This window comes from Hoeflea sp. 108, assembly GCF_000372965.1.
GTDB lineage: Bacteria > Pseudomonadota > Alphaproteobacteria > Rhizobiales > Rhizobiaceae > Aminobacter.
On record NZ_KB890024.1, the window covers coordinates 4,832,589 to 4,855,046 of the forward strand.

29 protein-coding genes are annotated in these 22,458 nt (G+C 63.5%); 6 read left to right on the forward strand and 23 right to left on the reverse strand.

What is annotated here, in order from left to right; all coding sequences use genetic code 11:
- Positions 1-14: 14 nt before the first annotated feature.
- From B015_RS0123985 to B015_RS0123995, 3 genes are all read right to left on the reverse strand, one after another.
- Positions 15-542: a hypothetical protein gene (locus B015_RS0123985; RefSeq protein WP_018430295.1), complete on the reverse strand. Its 528-nt coding sequence runs from the start codon at positions 540-542 to the stop codon at positions 15-17.
- Between the two features lie 305 nt (positions 543-847).
- Positions 848-1,204 (reverse strand): YciI family protein, encoded by a 357-nt coding sequence (locus tag B015_RS0123990; protein WP_018430296.1) that lies wholly within the window; start codon positions 1,202-1,204, stop codon positions 848-850.
- Complete coding sequence (locus tag B015_RS0123995) at positions 1,201-1,446, reverse strand: hypothetical protein (protein ID WP_018430297.1); 246 nt, start codon at positions 1,444-1,446, stop codon at positions 1,201-1,203. The genes B015_RS0123990 and B015_RS0123995 overlap by 4 nt, the downstream gene beginning before the upstream one ends.
- Positions 1,447-1,618: 172 nt before the next feature.
- Between B015_RS0123995 and B015_RS0124000 the strand changes: the two genes are divergently transcribed.
- Complete coding sequence (locus B015_RS0124000; RefSeq protein ID WP_026227660.1) at positions 1,619-2,044, forward strand: OsmC family protein; 426 nt, start codon at positions 1,619-1,621, stop codon at positions 2,042-2,044.
- 49 nt (positions 2,045-2,093) lie between these two features.
- On the opposite strand, the gene B015_RS0124005 is transcribed toward B015_RS0124000, so the two are convergent.
- Entirely contained in the window at positions 2,094-2,993 is a 900-nt protein-coding gene (locus B015_RS0124005) for an AraC family transcriptional regulator (protein ID WP_245262261.1), read from the reverse strand.
- Between the two features lie 265 nt (positions 2,994-3,258).
- On the opposite strand from B015_RS0124005, the gene B015_RS33105 reads away from it, so the two are divergent.
- Together B015_RS33105 and B015_RS0124015 are read left to right on the forward strand one after the other, a co-directional pair.
- A complete protein-coding gene (locus B015_RS33105) occupies positions 3,259-3,423 on the forward strand; it encodes a hypothetical protein (RefSeq protein ID WP_018430300.1) in 165 nt (54 codons plus the stop codon).
- Between the two features lie 309 nt (positions 3,424-3,732).
- The gene (locus B015_RS0124015) at positions 3,733-4,851 is read left to right on the forward strand and encodes a Glu/Leu/Phe/Val dehydrogenase dimerization domain-containing protein (protein ID WP_018430301.1); all 1,119 of its coding nucleotides are present in this window, start codon (positions 3,733-3,735) and stop codon (positions 4,849-4,851) included.
- A 102-nt stretch (positions 4,852-4,953) separates the two neighbouring features.
- Here B015_RS0124015 and B015_RS31520 read toward each other — a convergent pair whose 3' ends face one another.
- From B015_RS31520 to sdhC, 7 genes are all read right to left on the reverse strand, one after another.
- On the reverse strand, positions 4,954-5,649 hold the full coding sequence (locus B015_RS31520) for a nucleotidyltransferase domain-containing protein (RefSeq protein WP_280657810.1): 696 nt from the start codon (positions 5,647-5,649) through the stop codon (positions 4,954-4,956).
- 237 nt (positions 5,650-5,886) lie between these two features.
- Positions 5,887-6,531 carry a DUF480 domain-containing protein gene (locus B015_RS0124025; protein WP_018430303.1) on the reverse strand — a complete coding sequence of 215 codons (645 nt, stop codon included), beginning with the start codon at positions 6,529-6,531 and terminating at the stop codon, positions 5,887-5,889.
- 98 nt (positions 6,532-6,629) lie between these two features.
- A complete protein-coding gene (locus B015_RS0124030) occupies positions 6,630-7,409 on the reverse strand; it encodes a succinate dehydrogenase iron-sulfur subunit (protein ID WP_018430304.1) in 780 nt (259 codons plus the stop codon).
- A gap of 10 nt (positions 7,410-7,419) precedes the next feature.
- Positions 7,420-7,863 carry a DUF3052 family protein gene (locus B015_RS0124035; protein WP_018430305.1) on the reverse strand — a complete coding sequence of 148 codons (444 nt, stop codon included), beginning with the start codon at positions 7,861-7,863 and terminating at the stop codon, positions 7,420-7,422.
- 3 nt (positions 7,864-7,866) lie between these two features.
- Positions 7,867-9,696, reverse strand: a complete 1,830-nt coding sequence (gene sdhA, locus B015_RS0124040) for a succinate dehydrogenase flavoprotein subunit (protein ID WP_018430306.1) — start codon at positions 9,694-9,696, stop codon at positions 7,867-7,869.
- A 4-nt stretch (positions 9,697-9,700) separates the two neighbouring features.
- Complete coding sequence (gene sdhD / locus B015_RS0124045; protein ID WP_018430307.1) at positions 9,701-10,096, reverse strand: succinate dehydrogenase, hydrophobic membrane anchor protein; 396 nt, start codon at positions 10,094-10,096, stop codon at positions 9,701-9,703.
- Between the two features lies 1 nt (position 10,097).
- Positions 10,098-10,508: a succinate dehydrogenase, cytochrome b556 subunit gene (gene sdhC, locus B015_RS0124050; RefSeq protein ID WP_026227661.1), complete on the reverse strand. Its 411-nt coding sequence runs from the start codon at positions 10,506-10,508 to the stop codon at positions 10,098-10,100.
- A gap of 401 nt (positions 10,509-10,909) precedes the next feature.
- Here sdhC and B015_RS0124055 point away from each other — a divergent pair, with 401 nt between their 5' ends.
- The gene (locus B015_RS0124055; RefSeq protein ID WP_026227662.1) at positions 10,910-11,269 is read left to right on the forward strand and encodes a hypothetical protein; all 360 of its coding nucleotides are present in this window, start codon (positions 10,910-10,912) and stop codon (positions 11,267-11,269) included.
- A 13-nt stretch (positions 11,270-11,282) separates the two neighbouring features.
- Here the strand turns inward: B015_RS0124055 and B015_RS0124060 are convergent, their stop codons facing one another.
- The 3 genes from B015_RS0124060 to B015_RS0124075 form a co-directional block, all read right to left on the reverse strand.
- Complete coding sequence (locus B015_RS0124060) at positions 11,283-12,503, reverse strand: GGDEF domain-containing protein (RefSeq protein ID WP_018430310.1); 1,221 nt, start codon at positions 12,501-12,503, stop codon at positions 11,283-11,285.
- A 167-nt stretch (positions 12,504-12,670) separates the two neighbouring features.
- Complete coding sequence (gene leuC, locus B015_RS0124065; RefSeq protein WP_018430311.1) at positions 12,671-14,080, reverse strand: 3-isopropylmalate dehydratase large subunit; 1,410 nt, start codon at positions 14,078-14,080, stop codon at positions 12,671-12,673.
- 287 nt (positions 14,081-14,367) lie between these two features.
- Entirely contained in the window at positions 14,368-15,261 is an 894-nt protein-coding gene (locus B015_RS0124075; protein WP_018430313.1) for a haloalkane dehalogenase, read from the reverse strand.
- Between the two features lie 82 nt (positions 15,262-15,343).
- Here B015_RS0124075 and B015_RS0124080 point away from each other — a divergent pair, with 82 nt between their 5' ends.
- Positions 15,344-15,808: a MarR family transcriptional regulator gene (locus B015_RS0124080; RefSeq protein WP_051091996.1), complete on the forward strand. Its 465-nt coding sequence runs from the start codon at positions 15,344-15,346 to the stop codon at positions 15,806-15,808.
- On the opposite strand, the gene B015_RS0124085 is transcribed toward B015_RS0124080, so the two are convergent.
- The 6 genes from B015_RS0124085 to B015_RS0124110 all read right to left on the reverse strand — a co-directional run bounded on the left by B015_RS0124085 (position 15,809) and on the right by B015_RS0124110 (position 19,029).
- Positions 15,809-16,354 carry an MgtC/SapB family protein gene (locus B015_RS0124085; RefSeq protein WP_040457108.1) on the reverse strand — a complete coding sequence of 182 codons (546 nt, stop codon included), beginning with the start codon at positions 16,352-16,354 and terminating at the stop codon, positions 15,809-15,811.
- 52 nt (positions 16,355-16,406) lie between these two features.
- Entirely contained in the window at positions 16,407-16,823 is a 417-nt protein-coding gene (locus B015_RS0124090) for a CopD family protein (protein ID WP_018430316.1), read from the reverse strand.
- Positions 16,820-17,140 carry a DUF3817 domain-containing protein gene (locus tag B015_RS0124095; protein ID WP_018430317.1) on the reverse strand — a complete coding sequence of 107 codons (321 nt, stop codon included), beginning with the start codon at positions 17,138-17,140 and terminating at the stop codon, positions 16,820-16,822. Before B015_RS0124095 ends, B015_RS0124090 begins: the two co-directional genes overlap by 4 nt.
- Before the next feature lie 91 nt (positions 17,141-17,231).
- Positions 17,232-17,867, reverse strand: coding sequence for a class I SAM-dependent methyltransferase (locus tag B015_RS0124100; protein WP_018430318.1), 636 nt, complete (start codon positions 17,865-17,867; stop codon positions 17,232-17,234).
- Positions 17,864-18,673: an amino acid ABC transporter permease gene (locus B015_RS0124105; RefSeq protein ID WP_018430319.1), complete on the reverse strand. Its 810-nt coding sequence runs from the start codon at positions 18,671-18,673 to the stop codon at positions 17,864-17,866. Before B015_RS0124105 ends, B015_RS0124100 begins: the two co-directional genes overlap by 4 nt.
- Positions 18,670-19,029, reverse strand: a complete 360-nt coding sequence (locus B015_RS0124110) for a helix-turn-helix domain-containing protein (RefSeq protein ID WP_157632822.1) — start codon at positions 19,027-19,029, stop codon at positions 18,670-18,672. Before B015_RS0124110 ends, B015_RS0124105 begins: the two co-directional genes overlap by 4 nt.
- A 76-nt stretch (positions 19,030-19,105) precedes the next feature.
- Here B015_RS0124110 and B015_RS0124115 point away from each other — a divergent pair, with 76 nt between their 5' ends.
- Positions 19,106-19,495, forward strand: coding sequence for a nuclear transport factor 2 family protein (locus B015_RS0124115; protein WP_026227664.1), 390 nt, complete (start codon positions 19,106-19,108; stop codon positions 19,493-19,495).
- Between the two features lie 45 nt (positions 19,496-19,540).
- On the opposite strand, the gene B015_RS0124120 is transcribed toward B015_RS0124115, so the two are convergent.
- The 3 genes from B015_RS0124120 to rplS all read right to left on the reverse strand — a co-directional run bounded on the left by B015_RS0124120 (position 19,541) and on the right by rplS (position 21,610).
- On the reverse strand, positions 19,541-20,296 hold the full coding sequence (locus B015_RS0124120) for a basic amino acid ABC transporter substrate-binding protein (protein ID WP_085941133.1): 756 nt from the start codon (positions 20,294-20,296) through the stop codon (positions 19,541-19,543).
- A gap of 196 nt (positions 20,297-20,492) precedes the next feature.
- Positions 20,493-21,005, reverse strand: coding sequence for a GNAT family N-acetyltransferase (locus B015_RS0124125; RefSeq protein WP_026227665.1), 513 nt, complete (start codon positions 21,003-21,005; stop codon positions 20,493-20,495).
- Between the two features lie 68 nt (positions 21,006-21,073).
- A complete protein-coding gene (gene rplS, locus B015_RS0124130) occupies positions 21,074-21,610 on the reverse strand; it encodes a 50S ribosomal protein L19 (protein WP_018430324.1) in 537 nt (178 codons plus the stop codon).
- Between the last annotated feature and the right edge of the window lie 848 nt (positions 21,611-22,458).

Here is a 22,458-nt window from a genome sequence, read left to right on the forward strand (position 1 = left end):
CTCTAAGGCAAGTCCTAGTTGACCTGAAAACCGAACTTCTGGCGAAGGCGCTGCACACGACGATCGAGCAAGGGCGGGAGCGAGCCTCCAGCGGCGGCAACGTCGCGGATCATATCCAGGACGTGGTGCCGTTCGCTTTCGTTGAGGCAATCCCGGAGAAATGGCCCGAGCTTGTCAATAACGACGTTCGCATCGTCGATCTGAGACGCCGCCCACTTTCCATAGATGACCGCCTCATCGGCCTTCCCGACATTGGCAATTTCCGAGATCGCGGACCTGATGACGTTTTCGCGGTCCGGCGCAATCGCCATGCCTTCCGTGACGATGGCAATGATTAGCGTGGCCGCCGCGACAACCGGATCATCAATGGTCGCCAGGGGTGAGAGTTCTGCCTGCTTCCGCAGCTGCTTACGCCGAACCGAGCCGCGCACCCGACCAACCGCATCGGCAACTTCGCTTGCAGCCTCACTCAAGTAACGGATCCTGTACCACCAGAACGCCGCACCGCCCAGCAAGCCGAGCAGAATAATCAGGATATGCATATCAAGCCCCTTGATGCCGGGTAAGCATAGGCAAGATCGTCAATGACTTCAACGCGCCAACGTTGCCGCAAAAAATTGACGCTATTATTCTTTTAGATTTCAGAAATATTCATAACTCCCTCTCGTGAGCGAGCAGCCCGAGAGGCGCGCGTTGGAGATCCACGTCGGAACGCCAGTGAAACCGGGACCGATCCAGAGGACCGTTTCCGCCTTCGATACTTGTCCGATCTCCCGATACCAAGGTAGGCGGCGCGCCGAACACCGGCGCCGTCGAGAGCCCACATCTTGAGCTTGTCGAAGTGCCCCTACGATCCCGGAATATCGTAGATCGCCCGCACCTCGATCTGGCCCATGGCGGCAAGGGGAATGTTCGAGGCGATCTCCAGGGCTTCCTCCTGGTCGGCTGCCTCTATCATCACGAAACCGATCAGCTGTTCCTTGGTCTCGGCGAACGGGCCGTCGGTCACCAGCTTCTTGCCGTTGCGGCGTTTGACGGTCTTTGCCGTCTTAACCGATTGCAGCGCTTCTGCCGCGATCAGCTTGCCACTTCTTTCCAGCATCCGGTCATAGGCGAGCGAATCCGCGTCGAGCTTCGCCGCAGCGTCCCGCGACAGCGCACCAAGCTGCTGTTCCTCATGATAAACCAAGCAAAGATATTTCATCCCACGCTCCCTTGCAGTGTTGGAAAGCCTATCACCTGCGGTGCGGACCGGGCGACTGGCCGCAATGTCGTCGCGTCCAGAAGCAAAGCCAGCACAAGGATGATGCCGAACGCCAGGAGCATCCGGCCAACGCCCGATGACCGCACATGACATCCGTCGGGAGCATGCGCCCCGACTATTCCTTTTCCCAGATTGCCATGCGGCAGCATCTGCATCTCATCCTCCGGCAGCCGCAACGACATGCTGCGGCTCCCCAAGGACGATGCGACGGGCGATATCCAGACATTTTGGCGAGACAGTTTTTTTCTGCGGACGCGCCTTTCCTTCAGCCTTGAAGCTGGCGGGCGCGGCAGCCGGCGCTATAGTCTCACCCGGTTGCCGCACCTGGCCCCGTCAGAAATCATGGAGAACGTCATGAACCACAGTGCCAATGCCGTCTGGAAAGGCAATCTGAAGGAAGGCTCGGGAACCCTCGACACCCAGAGCGGTGCGCTCAAGGGCCAGCCATATTCGTTCAAGGCCCGTTTCGAGGACGAGACCGGCAAGTCGGGCACCAACCCCGAGGAGCTGATCGCCGCCGCCCATGCCGGCTGCTTTGCTATGCAGCTGTCGCACTTCCTCGCCGAGAACGGCACGCCCGCCGCCAAGCTCGACGCCAAGGCGGTGGTGACGCTCATCCCCGGCACAGGCATCACCGAAAGCGCGCTGACCCTTGTCGGCACGGTGCCGGGCATCGACAACGCCAAGTTCCAGGAACTCGCCTCCAAGGCCAAGGAGAACTGCCCGGTCTCCAAGGCGCTCGGCGCCATCAAGGTGTCGCTCGACGCAAAGCTCGCCTGATGCCAATCCTGTGCGGGTGTCGGAGCGATCCGGCGCCCGCATCCATCGTTCAGGCGGCCAAGCCGTCCGCCCGCACCTCCGAGGGCGTCGCATCGAAGCGCCGGCGGAACACCCGGTTGAAATAGGACAGGTCGTTGAACCCGGCCTCATAGGCGATGTCGGTGATGCTGCGCTGTGCCCATCGTGGATCGGCCAGCATGCGGTGCGCTCGCCGCAGCTTCTGGCCGAGCGCGAACTCAGTGAATGAAAGCCCCTCGCTCTCGAACAGCTTGCGCACATAGCGTGGCGAAAGCTTGTGTTCGGCGGCGATCGCCTCGGCCGACAGTCCGCGCAGGTCGCTGCGTGCCGTTATGTCGGCCTTGATCGCAGCCAGCCGCGCCGCACGCAAGCCACGCCCCAGCGCCACCTGCTCGGCATCGCGTGCAGCCCCCAGCGTCAGCGCCGTCAGGTCGAGAAGGTGGCTCGCTGCCATCCGCGCCATATTGCCCGGCAGCGCGACATCCAGCTTCTGCAGCGCCGTTGCGTAGCTGATCAGAAGTTGCATCGGGCCCTGGTCGATCGGGATGGGCCGCATCATCATCTTCGACACGTCGCCGAGCAGCGGCTGCAGCGCCTTCCGCTCGAATCGTAGGTTTACGTATGTGAAGCCGGGACGCGTGACGTTCGCGCCCACCCGTCCGCCCGGCACGAACATCGCGCAGCCGGGACGGATGCTTTCCTCGAAGCTGCCAATCTGCATATGGCTGCCGCCGGAAATCGCCGCCAGCAGAATGACGTCGTCATTGTCGATCATCTCCTTGCCGATACCGACGCTTATCGGCGAGGCGGTGCCGGTGGCGATGCCGACGCCCGGCAGCAGCCGCACCCGCATGTCCATGTGAACGGGCGCATCGTTTACCGGCGCCAGCTCGGCCCTGAGGATCGTGCGCCCATAGACCTCGCGCAGCACGGCAAGCCGCTCCTGCGCCGGGAGGTCATCGGAAAGCATATGGAAGGAGACGTTCTGCCCGTCGGAATCGGTCATTGGCCTATTCAACAAGATACAACCAAGGCGGGCAGGACGTCTTTCTATTTCGCGCCGAAGAATAGGTCAAGCCCGTACCGCCGAAACCCGAAAAAGGGGCCGCCCAGTCCAAGAAACGGCATCGCCCGCCGTCTAATTTCCCCTCGCAAATCGAAGCGGGTCCAGTCCTGGCGGTACGAGGAAATCGGACATGCACCACCTTCAATTTCTCAAGACGCTCGCAGCGCTGGCTGCGGCGGGCTTCAACCCGCGTGCCTTCCTCGCCCCCATGGCACTCGGCACCAAGGTTCCCAAGCAGGCCGAACCAAGGCCGCGGCGCGAACCTGAAGAACCAAAGGACACCTCGGACCGGTAGCGGCGGACCGACAGTCCTGTCGCCCATCGAGGCGGCCCTGCCGCGGCACCCCTGGTGCGGCGCAGGAGGAGGTCTGGCTACAGCACCCCATGCCAGGGCAGTGGCATGGCCGCTGGCAGTCCAGCGGGCCGGGCGCAGGGGGGCAGACCCGCGCCCGGCCTACTTTTTCTTCGCAAGCCGGATTTTTCGTTTGTTGCGCGACGAGGCACCTGGGCGCAATGCACGGTCGCGTCGCTGCCCGTCTTCGAAACCAAAGATCGCTCGAAATGTTTAGCTTTGGAGGGGACTAGCCCACCGGGAGGAACCCTCATGCTGAACGTCACCGAACCGCGCCAGGCCAAGCTTTCCGGCGCCACCACCCTCGAAATCACCGACATCACCGCAGACGCCGCCCGTATCCCCGGCTTCGACGCCCACGAGCAGGTCTGGCTCGGCCGCGACGCCGTGCGCGGCCTGACCGCCATCGTGTCCATCCACACGACAGTGCTCGGACCGGCGCTCGGCGGCACTCGCATCTGGCCGCATGTCAGCTTCGAGGCTGGCGTCACGGACGCGCTGCGCCTGTCGCGCGGCATGACCTTCAAGTCGGCCATCGCCGGCCTGCCGCTCGGCGGCGGCAAGGCGGTCATCATCGCCGATCCGAAGACCGACAAGACGCCTGCCATGCTCGAGGCCTATGCCGAGATGCTGGTGGCACTCGAGGGCCAGTATGTCACGGCCGAAGACGTGGGCATGACGCTCGCCGACGCCGATTTCCTCGCCGAGCGTGCACCCAATGTCAGCGGCACCACCAAGGGCGGCAGCGGCAACCCCTCACCGTTTACGGCCAAAGGCGCCTTCCTCGGCCTCAAGGCGGCACTACGCCACCGCACCGGCAGCGACGAACTCAAAGGCATCCGCGTCGCCGTCCAGGGCCTCGGTTCGGTCGGCTGGTCGCTGTGTGAGAAGCTTCATGCCGAAGGTGCCGTGCTGACCGTCTGCGACCTAGATGCCACGCGCACCGCCCGCGCCGCCGAAAAGTTCGGCGCGACGGTTGTCGAGGGCAACGCGATCGTTGCCGCCGATGTCGACATCTTTGCGCCCTGCGCACTCGGCGGCATGCTTTCGGCTGAGACCATCCCGCTGCTCAAGGCCCGGATCGTCGCCGGTGCCGCCAACAACCAGCTGGCGACGGCGGAAGACGGCAAACGCCTGGTCGAGCGCGGCATCCTCTATGCCCCCGACTATGTCATCAACGCCGGCGGCGTCATCAATGTCGCAGCCGAAATGACCGAAGGCGGCTATCATGTCGAGGCAGTCATGCCGCGCGTCGAACAAATCGCCGACACGCTGACCAGGATTTTCCAGCGCGCCGAACGCGAAGGCCGCACCACCGACGCTGTCGCCGAAGCCATGGCCCGCGAGATCGTCGAGGCTGCACGGACGTAAGACAGCTCAGCTTCCTTCTCCCCGCCCGCGGGGAGAAGGTGCCGGCGGGCGGATCAAGGGGCAGCATAGCCTCGCCAGTATCAGGCCACTATGCGCGGCAGATCAGTTCGATGGGGCAAGCCTGTGGCTCCATTCCCGCCAAAAATCATCGAGAAGTCGTTCGCTGCCCGGACGGCGCGCCTCAGCCCCATCTCGCCATATCTGCGCACGCGGATACTCCGCAGCCAGGAAAGCCCGTATAGGCGCTGGTATTTCCCCTTCGCCAAGTTCGCGGGTTTCGGCCTTGCGTGCCATCAATTCATCAATGGCCCCAACGACGGCAGGTTCAAGAGTCACGCCTGCGCAGAGGGTTGGGAAGTTCATCGGTGCGATTGCCGAGTTCGGATTCTCGTCCAGCCATTTCAGGGCCATCAAGGGGCGCAAGGCATAGAAAAGCTTCTTGAGCGGCACCCGCTCCGGTGTTGCCAGGAAACGTTCGAGGTGATTGGCCGCCAGGTGGTAATAGTGTCGCCCTGTCAACGCACGGTCGGCGACCTGGTCCGCAAGCTTGGCGAACGCCTCGCGAAACGTTGTGTCGCATTGGTAGGTCAAGGGGGACGTCAGCCACTCGACCACAACCACATTGCCCTTGAGCAACAGCTTCAGGGCCTTGGAAAGCTCCCAGCCGTTGACGTCAAGGATCGAAGTCAACGGCATTTCGATGACATCGCGCTCGGGGAACAGCGTGAAAGTCTCGCTGGCCGCCCTGACAAACACAAATCGGCAATCATAGTCGCTATCGGGCGATGGCCCCCCCAAGCCCGGCTGCCGCTCTCGACTGCCAGGGGAATCGACACATGGTGACGACGTGCGACATCCGCCAGGCGGCTGTCGATCTCGGCCACAATTGCCGGATCCATCGATGCTGGAAAATGCCGATCGATCAAATCTGCCACCCCTCGCGTGCCAACCACCACGGAGCGCTATAGCAGATACGAAGGAACAAGGTCGACCAACCGGTCAGCGGCGCGGACCCGGCTGTCGTTCGCCGAGCGCTTATCCGCCGACAGCGTCGAGCCGCGCCTTCAGCGCCGCCACTTCTCCTTCCAGAAGGCGAACGCGTTCCTCAAGCTCCGACACGGCGGGTGAGGCCGTGCTCGGTGCTCGGCTGGCAACAGTGGCGACGGCGGCAACGTCGACATCGCCTGACAACAGATGTGCAAAGCGATCCTCGCGCTGGCCGGGGGCGCGGCCGATCTCCTTGACCAGCGCCGGCCGGCGGCCGATCAGCATGTCGAGTTCGCCGCGCACAGCGTCGGCATCGGCGAAGTTCGCCATGCGCTCGGTGCGGGCGAGCAACTCGTAGACGGTCTGCGGTCCGCGCAGCAGAAGCATGCCGACCACAGCACTCTGGTTGCGTGTCAGCGAGAACTTCTGGGCCATCTGATGTTCGTAGCGCTCGACCCGCGAGGCAAACTGCTGCTTCGCCAGTCCCTTCGCCTGCAACGAAGCGAGCGCCCTGGTGATGTCGACCATTTCCAGGGCCATGACCGGCTCGCGCGACGTCTTCTGGTTGGCGGCAGACACCAGCGCATTCGAAGTCATCGGGTAGACGTCGGGCGTCAGTTCCTTCTTCTCGATCAGGCAGCCGAGCACGCGTGCTTCGACCGCAGTGAGATTGGGAAGGTCCGTGTCCGTCATATCAGCCGCTATAGCCTCACTTCAGGCGTTCAACCATCATCTGCTTGATCTCGGCTGCCGCGACACCACAGGCGCGCAGCCGACAATCGATCGCCGAACTAAACGCGCCGCTCGACCATCATCTTCTTGATTTCGGCGATCGCCTTGGCCGGGTTCAGACCCTTCGGGCAGGTCTGGGCGCAGTTCATGATCGTGTGGCAACGATAGAGCCGGAACGGATCCTCGAGATTGTCGAGGCGCTCGCCCTTGGCTTCGTCTCTGGAGTCGATCAGCCAGCGATAGGCCTGCAGCAGCACGGCCGGGCCGAGATAGCGGTCGCCGTTCCACCAGTAGCTCGGGCACGAGGTCGAGCAGCAGGCGCAGAGGATGCACTCGTAGAGGCCGTCGAGTTTCTGGCGATCCTCATGGCTCTGCAGCCATTCCTTAGCCGGCTCGGGCGAAACCGTCTTCAGCCACGGCTCGATCGAGCGGTGCTGGGCGTAGAAATTGGTGAGGTCGGGCACCAGGTCCTTGACGACGGGCATGTGCGGCAGCGGATAGATCTTCACCGCGCCGGAAATGTCGTCGCAGCCCTTGGTGCAGGCCAGCGTGTTCGAACCGTCGATGTTCATCGCGCAGGAGCCGCAGATGCCTTCTCGGCACGAGCGGCGCAGCGTCAGCGTCGGGTCGATCTTGTTCTTGATGTAGAGCAGCGCATCCAGAACCATCGGGCCGCAATCGTCGACATCGACGAAATAAGTGTCGATACTCGGGTTCTCGCCATCGTCGGGGTTCCAGCGATAGATCCGGTATTCGCGCAGATTGGTCGCGCCCTCCGGCTTGGGCCAGGTCTTGCCCGGCTTCACCTGCGAGTTCTTGGGGAGTGTCAGTTCGACCACGATCGGTTCCTCACATCTTGGCGCGCAATTCCTTGCGGATGACGAGCTTGAGCCCGCTCCACACGGCGTCCACGGCACAGACTTTTACGTCCACAAGCCCCTTGGGCAGCACCACCTCGCGGATGACGTCTTCCGTCACGTCGGTCGCGATCTTCGCTGCCTTTTTGGGCCAGGAGATCCAGACCGCGCCGTCGGGCGCGATCATCTTCTTGAATGTCTCGGCGCTGTCGTCGAGGTCGGCACGCCGCCTGGTGAAGGCATGGACCACGTCATGCCCGCCTCCGGCTTCAGCAAGACCTGACCAGCCCGTCAGCTTCTTCGCCGCAAAGTCGCGCGACGAAGCCAGTTCGCCGAGTTCGTCCGGCAGGTCGACAAACACCACGCTCTGCCCGTCCTTGAGGCCGAGCTTGGCCGCAAGCGGCGTTGGTGAATATCCTGCCGCCGGCAGCGCCATGGCTCAGTACACGCGCGCCTTCGGCGCGATCTTGGCGAGGCTGATGCCCCCGTCTTCTTCCTTGAGCAGCGGCTCGGTGTGCACGGGACGGTAGGTGAGCGTCACCTTGCCGTCCTCCGCGACATTGGCCAGCGTGTGCACACGCCAGTTGGCGTCGTCACGCGAGGAGAAGTCCTCGCGGGCATGCGCACCGCGGCTTTCCTTGCGGGCTTCGGCGCCATAGACGGTGGCGATGGCGTTGGCCATCAGGTTCTCGAGTTCCAGCGTCTCCACCAGGTCCGAGTTCCAGATCAGCGAACGATCGAAGACCTTGACATCCTTGAGCTCGCCCCAGATCTCGGAGATGCGCTTGCAGCCCTGCTCGAGCGATTCCTGCGTGCGGAACACGGCAGCGTCTTCCTGCATGGCCTTCTGCATCTTCTCGCGCAGCACCGCCGTCGGCGTCGAGCCATTGGCGTTCCGCAGGCGGTCGAAGCGCGCCATGATTTTTTCGACGCAAGCCTCGTTCGGCGAAGGAATCGGCGCATCGCGGTCGATGACCTCGCCCGCGCGGATGGCGGCAGCACGGCCGAACACCACGAGATCGATCAGCGAGTTCGAGCCAAGACGATTGGCTCCGTGCACCGAGGCACAGCCGGCCTCGCCGACGGCCATCAGGCCGGGCGACACGCGGTCCGGATTGTCCTTGGTCGGATTGAGCACCTCGCCCCAGAAATTGGTCGGGATGCCGCCCATGTTGTAGTGGACCGTCGGCAGCACCGGGATCGGTTCGCGGGTCACGTCGACGCCGGCGAAGATCTTGGCCGATTCCGAGATGCCAGGAAGCCTTTCATGCAGGACCGCCGGATCGAGGTGGTCCAGATGCAGGAAGATGTGGTCCTTGTTCTTGCCGACGCCGCGGCCATCGCGGATTTCCAGCGTCATGCAGCGCGAAACCACGTCGCGCGACGCAAGGTCCTTGGCCGATGGTGCATAGCGCTCCATGAAGCGCTCGCCTTCGGAATTGACCAGATAGCCGCCTTCACCGCGGGCACCCTCGGTGATCAGGCAGCCCGAGCCGTAGATGCCGGTCGGGTGGAACTGCACGAACTCCATGTCCTGCAGCGGCAGGCCGGCGCGTGCGGCCATGCCACCGCCGTCACCGGTGCAGGTGTGCGCCGACGTTGCCGAGAAGTAGGCGCGACCGTAGCCGCCGGTGGCCAGCACGACCATCTTGGCCGAAAAGCGATGGATGGTGCCGTCATCGAGATTCCAGGCCACGACGCCGGTGCAGGTGCCATCCGGCTCCATGATCAGGTCGAGGGCGAAATACTCGATGAAGAACTGAGCATTGTTCTTCAGCGACTGGCCATAGAGCGTGTGCAGGATGGCGTGGCCGGTGCGGTCGGCGGCAGCGCAGGTGCGCTGCACGGGCGGACCGTCGCCATAGTTCATCATGTGGCCGCCGAACGGCCGCTGGTAGATCTTGCCGTCTTCGGTGCGCGAGAACGGCACGCCGTAGTGCTCAAGCTCGTAGACCGCAGCAGGCGCTTCGCGCGCCAGATATTCCATGGCGTCGACGTCGCCGAGCCAGTCCGAGCCCTTGACGGTGTCGTAGAGGTGCCACTGCCAGGAATCGGGACCCATGTTCTGCAGCGAGGCGGCGATGCCGCCCTGTGCCGCGACCGTGTGCGAACGGGTCGGGAAAACCTTGGTGATACAGGCCGTCTTCAGACCCTGCTCGGCCATGCCGAGCGTGGCCCGCAGGCCGGCGCCACCGGCGCCGACAACGACGACGTCGAACTTGTGGTCGACGAATGTGTAGGCGGATGCTCCGCTGGACTTGCTGGCCACCGTATCAGCCTCCGAATGCAATCTTGAGCAGGGCGAACAACGAGGCCGCGCCGACTACAATGGTAAAGAAGGTGTTCAGCATGAGGAGGACGAGCTTGCCGCCCTCGCCATGCACGTAATCCTCGATGACGATCTGCATGCCGAGCCGCATGTGGTAGAGGCCCGAGATCAGCATCAGCGCCATCACCAGCGCCACGAACGGGTTGGCCAGCGAAGCGCGCACGGCATCGTAATCGGCGCCATTGAGGGCAATCAGCAGGCCGACGAAGAACAGCATCAGCGGAATGTTGGCGACCGCGGTCAGGCGCTGGCGCCAGAAATGCATGGTGCCTTCGCGGGCGGAACCCAGGCCGCGCACCTTGCCCAATGGCGTGCGCATATCGTTGCTCGAGCCGCTCATCTTATGCTCCCCGCAGCATGTAGCCGACGATCCAGACGAGCAGCGTCAGCACGACAGAACCGAACACCGTCGCCCAGGCGATCTTCGAAGCCGTGTGCTTCTCGAGGCCGACGCCGGTGTCCCAGATCAGGTGCCTGACGCCGCCAAGCAGGTGCTGCATCAGCGCCCAGGTGTAGCCGAACAGCACGAGCTGGCCGATCCAGCTGCCGAACACCCAACTGACGAAATCGAAGTATTCCCTGGACGTCGCCGCAGCGATCAGCCACCAGGCAACCAGCAGCGTGCCGAAATACAGCGCGCAACCGGTAATGCGGTGAACGATCGACGTCGTCATGGTGACAGTCGGCCGATAGATTCCGAGATGCGGCGAAAGCGGCCGCGCTCGCGATTGGGTTGCTTGTGATTTGCTCATGGCTCCCCCGGGTCTGCGTCCGAGCGTGGCTTGAATACGGCGTCGTCGCACAGTTTTGCGACGTCGAACTGCGGGCTTTCTAATGCGCTTTTTGCACCGCGTCAAAGTCGGAAAACCGTTCTGGCGCACCTATTTAGTCACATCGCGGCTTCAATCGATTGAAGAGACGCGAGCACCACCCGCGTGGGTAGCCGTTGCGCATCCATTCGCTCCATCTCGTTGGGATTACGGCAACTTTCGCGTCGGCCCCGCCCACCCGCCAGCCGAGTCGCAGCCCGCCCTAAGGAGAAAATTAACCATGCCTATTAATCTTTTGCACCCGACCCTTAACAACGGTTAAGAAAGGATTAAGCTGCACCGCAGCATCCGGTTTCGTTTAGCCGGCCAGCATGGAGAGCACGATGCGTCCTGTATTGGCATTTCTGGCGACCACGCCGCTGGCGTTTGCGGCAGCACTGGCCATATCTTCGCCGGCTCTGTCGGGCGGCTGGTCGCAGGATCGTGTCTATGCCGATTCTTTCGGAAATCTCGTGGTCGAAGGTGCTGCCGGCTACAAGCGCATCGTCGTCGGCCAGGGCCATTCGGCCCGCAAGCTCGCCGCCTACACCGGCGCCACCGGCCCCAAGGTGATCTATCTCGACCAGCAGGGCGACCAGGCCGGACGCCATTGCTACAGCCCGCCGATGCTGCTCAAGGGCCGCAGTTACATGTATGGCTTCTCCGAGGGCGAGATCCCCCAGCCCTTCCTGCGCTGCTACTGACGCCTGATCGGGCTCAGGCCGGCGGCTTGCCGCCGAATGGTACGACGTTGGTCTCAACCTGCACCTCGGCAAAACTGCCCGGCGCCACGCGCACGCAATCGCGCCCGTCTTTCTTGGCTTCGTAGAGTGCGGCGTCCGCCCGGCGCATCAGCTGGTCGATCACTTCGCCGGCTATCAGTTGGGCGACGCCGAAACTCGCGGTAAAGCGCCGGTTCGACGGCAGCCCGTCAATCGCCAGCGCCGAAAAGGCGCTGCGAGCACCTTCGGCGAACAGCCGTGCCGCCGCCAGATGCGTGCCCGGCAGAATGATGGCGAATTCCTCGCCGCCGATGCGACCCGCAATGTGGTGCCCCACCTTGGATTCGTGGATGAAGCGGGCGAAGGCCTCGATGACCCGGTCACCAGAGGCGTGGCCATAGGTGTCGTTGATCGACTTGAAGTGATCGAGGTCGGAGATGACGAGTGTCACCGGCAGGCCATGGCGCTCAGCCTCGCGCAGCGCGATGCCGGCGCGCCGCTGGAAGCCGCCGCGGTTGAGCAGCCCTGACAGCGCATCCGTCTCCGACTTGTGCGTCGCCTCGGCAACGATGTCACGCACCAGGATCACCAGCAGCGTCAGCGCGATGGACAACGCGAAGATCGTGCCCAACGCCTGCGAGATCATCGCATAGGTGCTCTGCAGATAAAGATGCGGATCCGAACCCGGCCCGCCGACAGCCAGCGCCAGATAGGGCTTGGAGAAGAACTGCAGCGCGCTCGCCAGAAGCACGGCGGCGAGGCCGTAGTCGAACTGGCTCAACTTGCCGCGCGAGCGCAGCACGATCGCCGCCCCCACCGCCTGCGCGATAGCGTAGGGCGTCTGGTAAGTCATCATCCGAAGCAGCGAATCGCGCGGCAGTGCCTGGGTCGCGTAGACGGCAACCGTCGCCAGCGCCAGGAACAGCAGCATCGAGCGCCATGGCGCCGCCATCTCGTAGCGGCGCGCCAGCCCGACATTCATGATGATGAGCGTCGCAAGGAAAGCAACGAAATTGGCGGTGGCGATCGGCCGGGTGTTTTCGAACCACGGGATCGCGAATTCGGTGGCGATGTAGATCAGGCCGGTGAAATAGCACAGCGCAAACCAGCGCGCGGAAACGCGCCTGGCGTCATAGATCGAGATCGCCATGAACGACGCGGCCAGCAGGCCGGCAACGAACACGTTGATCGCGAGAATGAACTCTGCACCGCTCATCGTCTGAAGTCGTCTCCTGGGGACGAACCAAACCATATCAGCGAGAAAAAGACGTTAACGTGACCTGGCTGCGCACGTAACCTTCAAGTCATCCTCAACAAATTGAAAAGGCGGCAGGCTCGCGCCCACCGCCTTTTGATCGATACGCTAATTTGTTTCCGTTGTGCTCAGTTCCAGTCGCGGATGTCGACGAAGTGGCCCGCGATCGCAGCGGCAGCGGCCATTGCCGGAGACACCAGATGGGTACGGCCCTTGAAGCCCTGACGGCCCTCGAAGTTGCGGTTCGAGGTCGAGGCGCAGCGCTCATGCGGCTTGAGGCGATCATCATTCATGGCGAGGCACATCGAGCAGCCCGGTTCGCGCCAGTCGAACCCGGCCTCGACGAAGATCTTGTCGAGGCCTTCGGCTTCCGCCTGCTCCTTCACCAGGCCAGAGCCCGGCACGATCATGGCGTTGACGGTCGAGGCCACCTTCTTGCCCTCGACCACCTTGGCCACAGCGCGCAGATCCTCGATGCGGCCATTGGTGCACGAGCCGATGAAGACGCGGTCGATGGCAATGTCGGTGATCTTGGTGCCGGCCGACAGGCCCATATAGTCGAGCGCGCGCTTCTTGGAGTTGCGCTTGTTCTCGTCCTCGATCACCTCTGCATCCGGCACCACGCCGGTGACGGCAACGACATCCTCGGGCGACGAGCCCCAGGTGACGATGGGCGGCAGCGAGGCTGCGTCGAGCACCACGACCTTGTCGAAATGCGCGCCTTCGTCGGTGTGCAGGGTCTTCCAGTACTCCAGCGCCATGTCCCACGCCTTGCCCTTCGGCGCGCGCGGCTTGTCCTGGACGTAGGCGTAGGTCTTTTCGTCGGGTGCAATCAGGCCGGCTCGGGCACCGCCTTCGATCGACATGTTGCAGATCGTCATGCGGCCTTCCATCGACAGAGCGCGGATCGCTTCGCCGGCGTATTCGATGACGTAGCCGGTGCCCCCGGCAGTGCCGATCTCACCGATGATGGCAAGCACGATGTCCTTGGCGGTGACGCCATCAGGCAGCTGGCCGTCAACACGCACCAGCATGTTCTTGGCCTTCTTCTGGATCAGCGTCTGGGTGGCCAGCACGTGCTCGACCTCGGACGTGCCGATGCCGTGCGCCAAGGCACCGAAAGCACCATGCGTCGAGGTATGGCTGTCACCGCAGACGATGGTCATGCCCGGAAGGGTAAAACCCTGCTCGGGGCCGACGATGTGAACGATACCCTGACGCTTGTCGTTCTCGGAGTAATACTCCACGCCGAAGTCGGCGGCATTCTTGGCCAGCGCCTCGACCTGGATGCGGCTTTCCTCGTTCTTGATGCCGTTCTTGCGATCCGGCGAAGTCGGCACGTTGTGGTCGACGACTGCGAGCGTCTTTTCGGGGTGACGGACCTTGCGGTTGGCCATGCGCAGACCTTCGAAGGCCTGCGGGCTGGTCACCTCGTGGACGAGATGGCGGTCGATGTAGAGCAGGCAAGTGCCGTCGTCCTGGCGGTCGACGATGTGGTCGTCAAAAATCTTGTCGTAGAGGGTACGCGGTGCGCTCATGGCTTTGGATCCGTCGATATGAAACTGGGGAAGGCAATAGGGCGCGCCAAGGGCCCGTCGGCTCGGCGCAGGCGACTAGATAAGTCGGCTGGTCAGCGCGCCTGAAATCCGGGCAAAGAAACGCGACGGCAGGCGCTTGTGGTCCTGCAGCACGAAACCCTTGTAGGCCGGATCTCCAAACAGTTCTTCCATAAGCGGCTCAATATCAATCTTTTGACGTCCCGGCAATCACAAGCTCCTGCTGGCCCAAGCGGCGGAGCCGGCCAGCAGGATTCCGGCACGAGCCACTATGCAGTGTGGGCCAGCCCAGCCTTGCGGTTGCGAAGCCCGTGCCGGTCGGCCCAGCCGGCAATGGCGGCGGCAATCGCCTCCGGCTGGTCCTCGGGCGCTGCGTGCCGGGCCGGGCCGCAATTGCCGATCTCCAGGCTGGCGATGTTGTCGGCGCACCAGCGGATCATCTCGTCCCCGATCATCAGCGTCTCGGGCGAGCCTTCGAAGGTCAGAAGCAGCTTGGGCACGTCGCCGCTCACGGCCAGCCAACGGTCATAGGCCTCGATGCGGGCAATCACGTCGGCCGGTTCGCCGTTGATCGGCATGGCGCGCGGCCATTCGAGCAGCGGCCGCCGGCTTTCGCGCGTCGGATAGGGTCTGCGATAGACGTCGAGATCCTCGTCGCTCAGGTCGTTGAGCACGGTGGCGCGCAGGGCGAACTCGATGAAGAAATTCTCATCCAGCACCTTGGTCTCGCCGGTGCCTGCGCCGCGCAGCGTTTCGTAACGCGGCCTGGCGCTGTCGGAAAAGTCGGCCCACGTCATCGGCCGCACGATGGTTTCCATCGCCGCAATCCCCAGGGCCCGCCCGGGATGGCGTGCCGCCCAGTCGAAAGCCAGCGCCCCGCCCCAGTCGTGGCCGACAAGCACGACCTCCTCCAGCCCCATCGCCTCGAACCAAGCGTCGAGATAGCGGGCGTGATCGTCGAATTTGTAGGCAATGTCAGGCTTGCCGGAGCTGCCCATGCCGATCAGGTCGGGCGCAAGACGGCGCACGCCTTCTCCGATACCGGGAAGCACGTTGCGCCAAAGATGCGACGAGGTCGGGTTGCCGTGCAGGAACACGAACGGAACACCGCTTCCCACATCCACATAAGAGATTGTCGAGTCGAGGACATTGATCTCAGGCATCCGCTTTCCTTTCTGACCGCTAAATAGTAAGGTACCTGTCTAATATCAATTAGTCAGGCACCTGTCCATCTTGAAAGAAACGATCCCGGAAAATCCGCCGCTCGGCCTGTTGCTGCGCCTCGTCCACCAGCATTGGACCCAGGCCGTCGACACGGCCCTCGATGCCGCAGGCTTTGGCGATATTCGCCCGCCGCACGCCAACGTCTTCACCTTCACCCCGCCAGAGGGCATCCAGGTCAGCGAACTCACCAAGCTCGCCCATGTGCGCAAGCAGACCATGACCCAGGCCGTCGAGGAGCTGGAGAAGCTTGGTTATGTCGAGCGGCGGCCCGACCCCAACGATCGCCGCGGCCGGCTGGTCTTCCTCACCGAACGCGGTAAGGCGGTGCGCCCGATCGCGTCCGCCACCGGGCGCAAGGTCGACGACCGCTGGGCCGAACTGACCAGCCCGGAGGAAATGGAAAGGCTGCGCCGGTCGCTGCGGCAGCTGTTCGAAAAGGTTCGCGACGATGCGCCGGCCCGGTCAGGCGGCGAAAGTGACGGCTGACTAGCCAGCCTTGCCCTTGGCCGGATTGCGCACGCCGGGCTTCTCGTCGCGCTTGTCCTCGCTGAGGCCGAACTTGACCTCCAAGCTGTGCAGCAGGCCAAGCACGCATAGCGCAAGCAAGGTGACGAAGGCAGCGATCTGCCAGAGGCCGAGCCCGGCGGCGAGACCGATGGCACCGGCCAGCCACATACCGGCTCCCGTCGTCAGCCCCTGCACCTCGCCACGGCTGAAGAACACCACACCTGCGGCAAGGAAAGCGACGCCTGCGGTGACTGCCTCGACCACGCGGATCGGGTCGACCTTCGCACCGTCCTTCAACACCTCGGGCCCGAACATCGGCGCATGCACGATCTCGATCGTCAGCAGTGCGAAGGTGGCCGCGGCCACGCAGACGAGAATATGCGTCCTCAAACCGGCCGGCCGGTTGCGCCATTCGCGCTCGAAGCCGACGGCCGCGCCGAATGCGGCAGCCAGCAGCATGCGTGCCACGATGACAGGAAATGAAGTGTAGGTCGGATGGCCGAATTCTTCGACGAGCTGTTCCAATGGCGGCTCCGTTTGGTTCAGCCCCCAACGCGTCATCGCAACGCAGGTTCCATCAGAACGGCTTGACGATAGCCAGTCCGACGATGGCCACAAGCAGCGCTCCGACAAGCCAATGCAGCTTGAGGACCAGCTTTGCCGGCTTGGCCAGCCGCGCGCCCGCCAGCTGGCGAAGCTGCCCGGCCAGCACGCCGTGCAATGCCGACATCGCCATGACCAGCGCCATCTTGGCGTGCAGCCAGGCATCGCCAAGCAGGCCGGCGCTGTAGGCGAGGTAGAGCCCCAGCGCCCAGACCGCCAGCATGGCCGGCGTCGCCACCCGGCTGAAGCCGCTCTGCAGGCGCGCCACCTGCTTGCCGTCGATATTGCCGGCCGCCTGCATGCGCGAAAGGGTCAGCGGCACGAAAATCATGCCTGACATCCACGCAACCATCGCCACGACATGCAGCGCCTTGATGATGAGGTAGCTCATTGGCCGGCGGCCGCCCGGGCGGCGAGATAGCGCTCGTTGAGGAAGGTGCCGAAGGGCACGAAACAGGCAAGCCCGGTGCGCAGCATCTCCCGCACCGTCCAACCACCGCCGGAAAAATTGTCGACGAGAGCCACGACGTAGAACACGAAGGCGACGCCGTGCACCGGCCCGGCGGCGCTGACCACTTGCGGATAGCCGGCGAGATGCTTCAGCGGCACCGCGACCAGCACCAGGAACACAAGCGTAGTGCCCTCGACAAGGCCGGCAAGACGCAGGCGGGACAGGGGATCGGCGAACAGGCGGCTGATTTGTGACATGGCCGGAGAGTTGACCGGCAAGCCTGCGCCAGCAATCCGCCATCCGGTCGCAGGGGCCGAATGACGCGCGACATTTCAGACATCGTTGAAGTCAGGCGACCCTGAAGACGAATGCCTGCACCATCACATCCGGTTCGGCCACGGCAAAAGCCCGGAACGGCTGGCTTTCCTCGACCGGCAGCCATTTGCCCGCAGCCTCGAGCCCGGCGAATTTTTCACGGAAACCGCCTGTGTCCAGCACGACATCGCGCACTGTGAAGATGACGAAGCCGCCCGGCCTGGTGATCCGCGTCAGCTCGTCCAGGCTGGACGCCGGTGCATGGCCTGCGGTGAACACGCCGGCCGAGAAGACGGCGGCGAAATGCCCGTCAGCCCATGGCAGCGGCCCGCCAAGTGCCGCCCTGGTCAGCGCTCCGTAGCCGCCGCGCGCCCGCGCCAGCTCGAGCATCGCCTCGGAAAGATCGAGCCCTTCGATCTCGCCATAGCCGAGTGACCCAAGATACGGCCCCGACAGCCCCGTGCCACAACCGGCGTCGAGCAACGGCCCCTCACCCTTGGGCACATGCCGCGCCACCCATGCCGAAATCACGAAAGGCAGGCAGTAGCCGAGAGCCGCCGTCTCCGTGTCGTAACCATTGGCCCAGGCCGCATAGGCAGCGGCCAGCTGCGTTTCCGTCTCTGCCGCATAGACCATGTCGAGCGCGGTCTTGTCGGCCTCGTCGGTCATGGCTTGAAATCCCTCCGCATCCGCCGCTCCAGCGCCCTCAGGCTGAGCGACAGCCCGACGGTCAGCAGCAGATAGACATAGGCTACGATGGAATAGGTTTCGAAGAAACGGAACGAGCCCGAGGCATAGACCTTGGCCATCTGCGTGATATCGGCGACGCCCAGCACCGAGACCAGCGAAGAATCCTTCACCATGGCGATGAAGTCGTTGCCATAGGGCGGCAAGATGGTTCTGAACGCTTGCGGCCAGACAATCAGACGGAAGCGCTGGTAGCGCGACAGCCCCAGCGCCTTCGCTGCCTCGATCTGGCCGACGTCGACAGCCTGGATGCCTGCGCGGAAGATTTCGGCGATGAAGGACGAATAGGCGATCGTCAGCGCGATGATCGCTCGCCACAAAAGCGAGAAGTCGCGCACCTGCATCGGCTCGATCAACCCCGCCGACTGCAACGGCAGGGTCACGCAGTTCCACGCCACGACGAATGCCGGTGCGCCGACGAAGGCGATCCAGAACAGCAGCACCAGGATCGGCAGCCCTCTGATAATCTCGACATAGAAGCGCGAGACCTGGCGCAGCACTTTCGAGTTCGACAGTCCGAGCAAGGCGATGAACAGACCCAGCGCGGAGGCCATGGCAAAGGCGACTATGGTGACGAAAAGCGTCACCCAAAGCCCTTTGACCAATGTTCCGAGAATCTGGGTGTAGACGTCGCTGATCGCGATCGTCACCGCCGAAGCCACACCGATGACCACGGCAGCCACCAGCCACCAAGGAAAATCGTCCTTCTTGACCGGATACTGGCTCATGCTGCGCCCTGCCGCGGGCCGGCAAAGGAATGCGGCAGCGTCTCGAACTGGTCGAGCAGGGCAACCACCCGGCGTCCGCCCGCCGTCAGCGAGTAGACGACGCCGCGCGGGAAGGCAGCGACTGCTCCGCGCTCGACAAGCCCGCGCCCCAACAGGCCGTCCAGCCGCTCCGACAGCACCTTGGCGGTGATGCCGGGAAGCTGTGCCATCAGGTCGCCGTGCCGCTTCGGGCCGACCGACAGCTGCCACAAAACCAGCGCGTTCCAGCGATGACCGAGAAAGGACAGCCAGTCCTCGACCGGGCACACCTCTGGCCGCCGTGGCATCGGCGCCTCGCGCTCGCTGGTCGCGGTCATGTCTGCATTCATTCGGGATACCCGTTTGGATAGTTCTGAAGCGGCATGTTTTCGTCCGCAGCAAAGGAGAAAGCCAATGTCATTGAAAGTCTACCGGCCAGCCGACATGAACGAAACCTTTGCCGCCATCCGCAACAGCGGCGCTGTCGAGGCTCTGCTGGCGCTTTACGAGGACGATGCCCGGCTGCTGGTCGATCCTGGCGGCGCCGGCTTTGCCGGCAAAGCCGCAATAGCCGAGGAACTTGAGCGGCTGGTGCGCATGCCCGGCACGATGAGGTCGCAAAACACCTTCTGTGTCGAACATGGCGACCTGGCGCTGCTGCGCGCCGATTTTGCAATCGTCGATGAGGAAGGCACGCCCCTCTATTCCGGCTTCACCGCCGAGATCGTCCGCAGGCAGGCAGACGGCACATGGCTCTATGTCGTCGACCACGCCGGTGCCAGCCGCTACGGAGCCGGTGCCTGACCGGACGTTTGCCGTCTCCGCCGCGAAGCGGAGACGGCAGCGCAATCACTGGCCCATCTTGTAGTCGAGGAACCACTTCTTGTTCAGCGCGTCGAAGGTGCCATCGGCCTTGAGCGCGGCAATCGCCGCGTTGATCGGCTGAACCAGATCCGAGCCCTTCTTGAAGATGAAGCCGAAGTCCTCGCTGCCCAGAGCCTCGCCCACCACCTTGAGCTTGCCTTCCGAGGCATCGACATAGCCTTGCGCCGCGACGCTGTCGGTCAGCACCAGGTCGACGTCGCCGGCCTTGAGTGCCTGCACGGTAGCGCCGAAGGTCTCGAACAGCTTGATGCGCGGGTTCTGCTCGTTGCCGTCGAGGATTTCGTAGACGGCGGTGTAGAAGGGCGAGGTGCCCGGCTGCGCAGCGATCAGGCCGTCCTTGAGGGCACCGAAGCTCTTGGCGTCGGTGAAGCGCTTCTCGTCAGCGCGCACCAGCATGAATTGCTGCGAACGCATATAGGGATCGGAGAAGTCGACCTTTTCCTTGCGTTCGTCCTTGATGGTGATGCCGGTCATGCCGATCTGGTACTGGCCGTCCGAGACCGCCTGGATCATCGCGTCCCAACTGGTGTTCTGGTACTCGATCTTGAAGTTCAGGCGCTTGGCGATCTCGTCCATCGCGTCATATTCCCAGCCGATCTGCTTGCCGGTCTTGGGGTCGATGAACTGCAGCGGCGGATAGGCGTTCTCGGTCACCACGGTGACGGTCTTGCCGCCGAGGTCGGGCAGGCTCTGGGCCTGGGCGACAAAGGGCGAAAGCATGAGGGCGAAGGCGCCGGCCAGCGCGAATTTGAGGCTATTCATGGTCTGATCCCCGAAAAACACAGGACCGGCGGCGCCGGTCAGTTGCGCGAGACTTTAGCCGTCCCGGATAGGCTTGCAAGCATGGACGATGCGCCAAACCGGTCCCTGCACCGGTCTTTGTTGCGATTTTTGTCGCTTCTGCGGAAAGCCGGGTTCAGTCCGCGCCGAAGACCAGAAGCACCTCGTCATGGAACCGCCCGTCCCAGAACAGGGCCTTCGGCTCGCGGCCAAAGGGCTTGAAGCCGAGCCCGAGATAGAGGCGCAACGCCGGATCGTTGTCGGCGATCACATGGGCATGTACCGCAAGGCCGCGTTCGGTCGCGTGATCGATGACCCGCTGCACCAGCGCCCGCGCGGCACCTGTGCCGCGCCACCGAGGATCGACATAGACGCCATACATCGCGCCCTTGTGCCGTGTCTTCCGCCGCTTTTCGCCAATGAAGGTCGCGACGCCTACCAGCTCGCCGCCACCAAAAACGCCATACACCGCATCCGGCTCGGGCAGGCTGGTCCGCGCCTCGAAATCGGCGTCGGTCAGGTGCGCCTCGTCTTCCGGGCTCGAGCTGAAGGCAAGCGGCGCGTTTTCGAGTGCTGCCATGCGCAGGCGCCTCAGGGCAGCACCCTCGCCCGCCACCAGCCTGCGGACGACGAATTCTCTTTGGGTCACCTTTCGTCCTCCCGAAACAAAAAAGGGCGGCACGAAGCCGCCCTTTCGAAACCTGGTAGCGCCAGCGATTACTCGGCGGTGGCTTCGGCAGCCTTGGCGGCCTCGGCAGCAGCCTTCTTCTCGGCGGCTTCCTGAGCGGCCTTCTCGGCGGCCAGCGCCTCGGCGGCTGCGACCTTCTCGGCCTCGATGCGGGCCTTCTCGGCGTTGGCTGCGTCGCGCTCGGCGTCGTTCAGCTTGCGGGCGCGAACGCCGGTGTTCTCGACGATACGAGCCGACTTACCGCGACGGTCGCGCAGGTAGTACAGCTTGGCGCGACGGACCTTGCCGCGGCGGACGATCTCGACGCCCTCGATCATCGGCGAGTAGACCGGGAACACGCGCTCCACGCCTTCGCCATAGGAGATCTTGCGGACGGTGAAGTTTTCCTGGAAGCCGGCGCCCGAACGAGCGATCACAACGCCTTCATAGGCCTGGACGCGGGTGCGCGAACCTTCGGTGACGCGAACCAGCACGCGAACGGTGTCGCCGGGCTGGAATTCGGGCAGAGTGCGCTTGGCTTCGATCTTGGCGGCCTGTTCGGCCTCGAGCTGGCGGATGATATCCATCTCAAAAATCCACTTCTTGTTCTTCCGACAGCCAGAGCGCCCAACACTCGCCTTGCAGTTCCAATGACCGCTCGGCTATGCCTTCACTCCCTTTCGGGCCTTCCGGCAGTGGCGACTACACCGTCATTGTTGACGGAACTGGACGATTTTTCGCCCGGTTCGGACGGGCACATAGCGCCATTTCCGCCATTTGTCACGCCTTGGCGACGTCTTTTTTACGCGCTTGGCGTGTGTCGCGCAAACTGCCCTGCCACGACACGACGTGCGCAGTCACCTGGCGGCAGATGCTTGCACATATAGAATGCCAGATCACGGTATGCCGGCACAGCTTCGAATTCCCCTGCCCTCCCGAGATCGCAGGAATGCAGGACAAAGATTGTAGCCAACTCCGATGGCGGAGAGACCGGTCTTTCGGGCTCTCACCTCTCAGCTCTCAAGTCATACGCATACATGACAAACATCTCCACCGGCTCCGGATCGGTGCCGAGCCAGGCTTCAGCGCGGCCAGCAGCAAAGAGGGCATCGATCAGAGACGCCGATTGTACAGACATAGAGTTCCGGCGACCCGTCGGCGTGATGGTGGATCATGGCCGCGGCCTGCGCCACATCTCGGCCATCATCGAGGGCGACGAAGAGCAGGTAGCCCGGCTGCGCCAGGCAGGCGCCCAGCCGGGCCTGATCGACGGGGCCGTCGAAGACATCAGGTGCGGCGCAGCAATTCCTCGCCGGGCAGGAGTCTGCGGATCTGGATGCCGGTCATCGCCGCCCCTCTTCATATTTTGTTTGCATTTTCGTCACAAAACTTTGACGTTTACGTAAATCCCGTTGTTTCTAACCGATTGAATTAG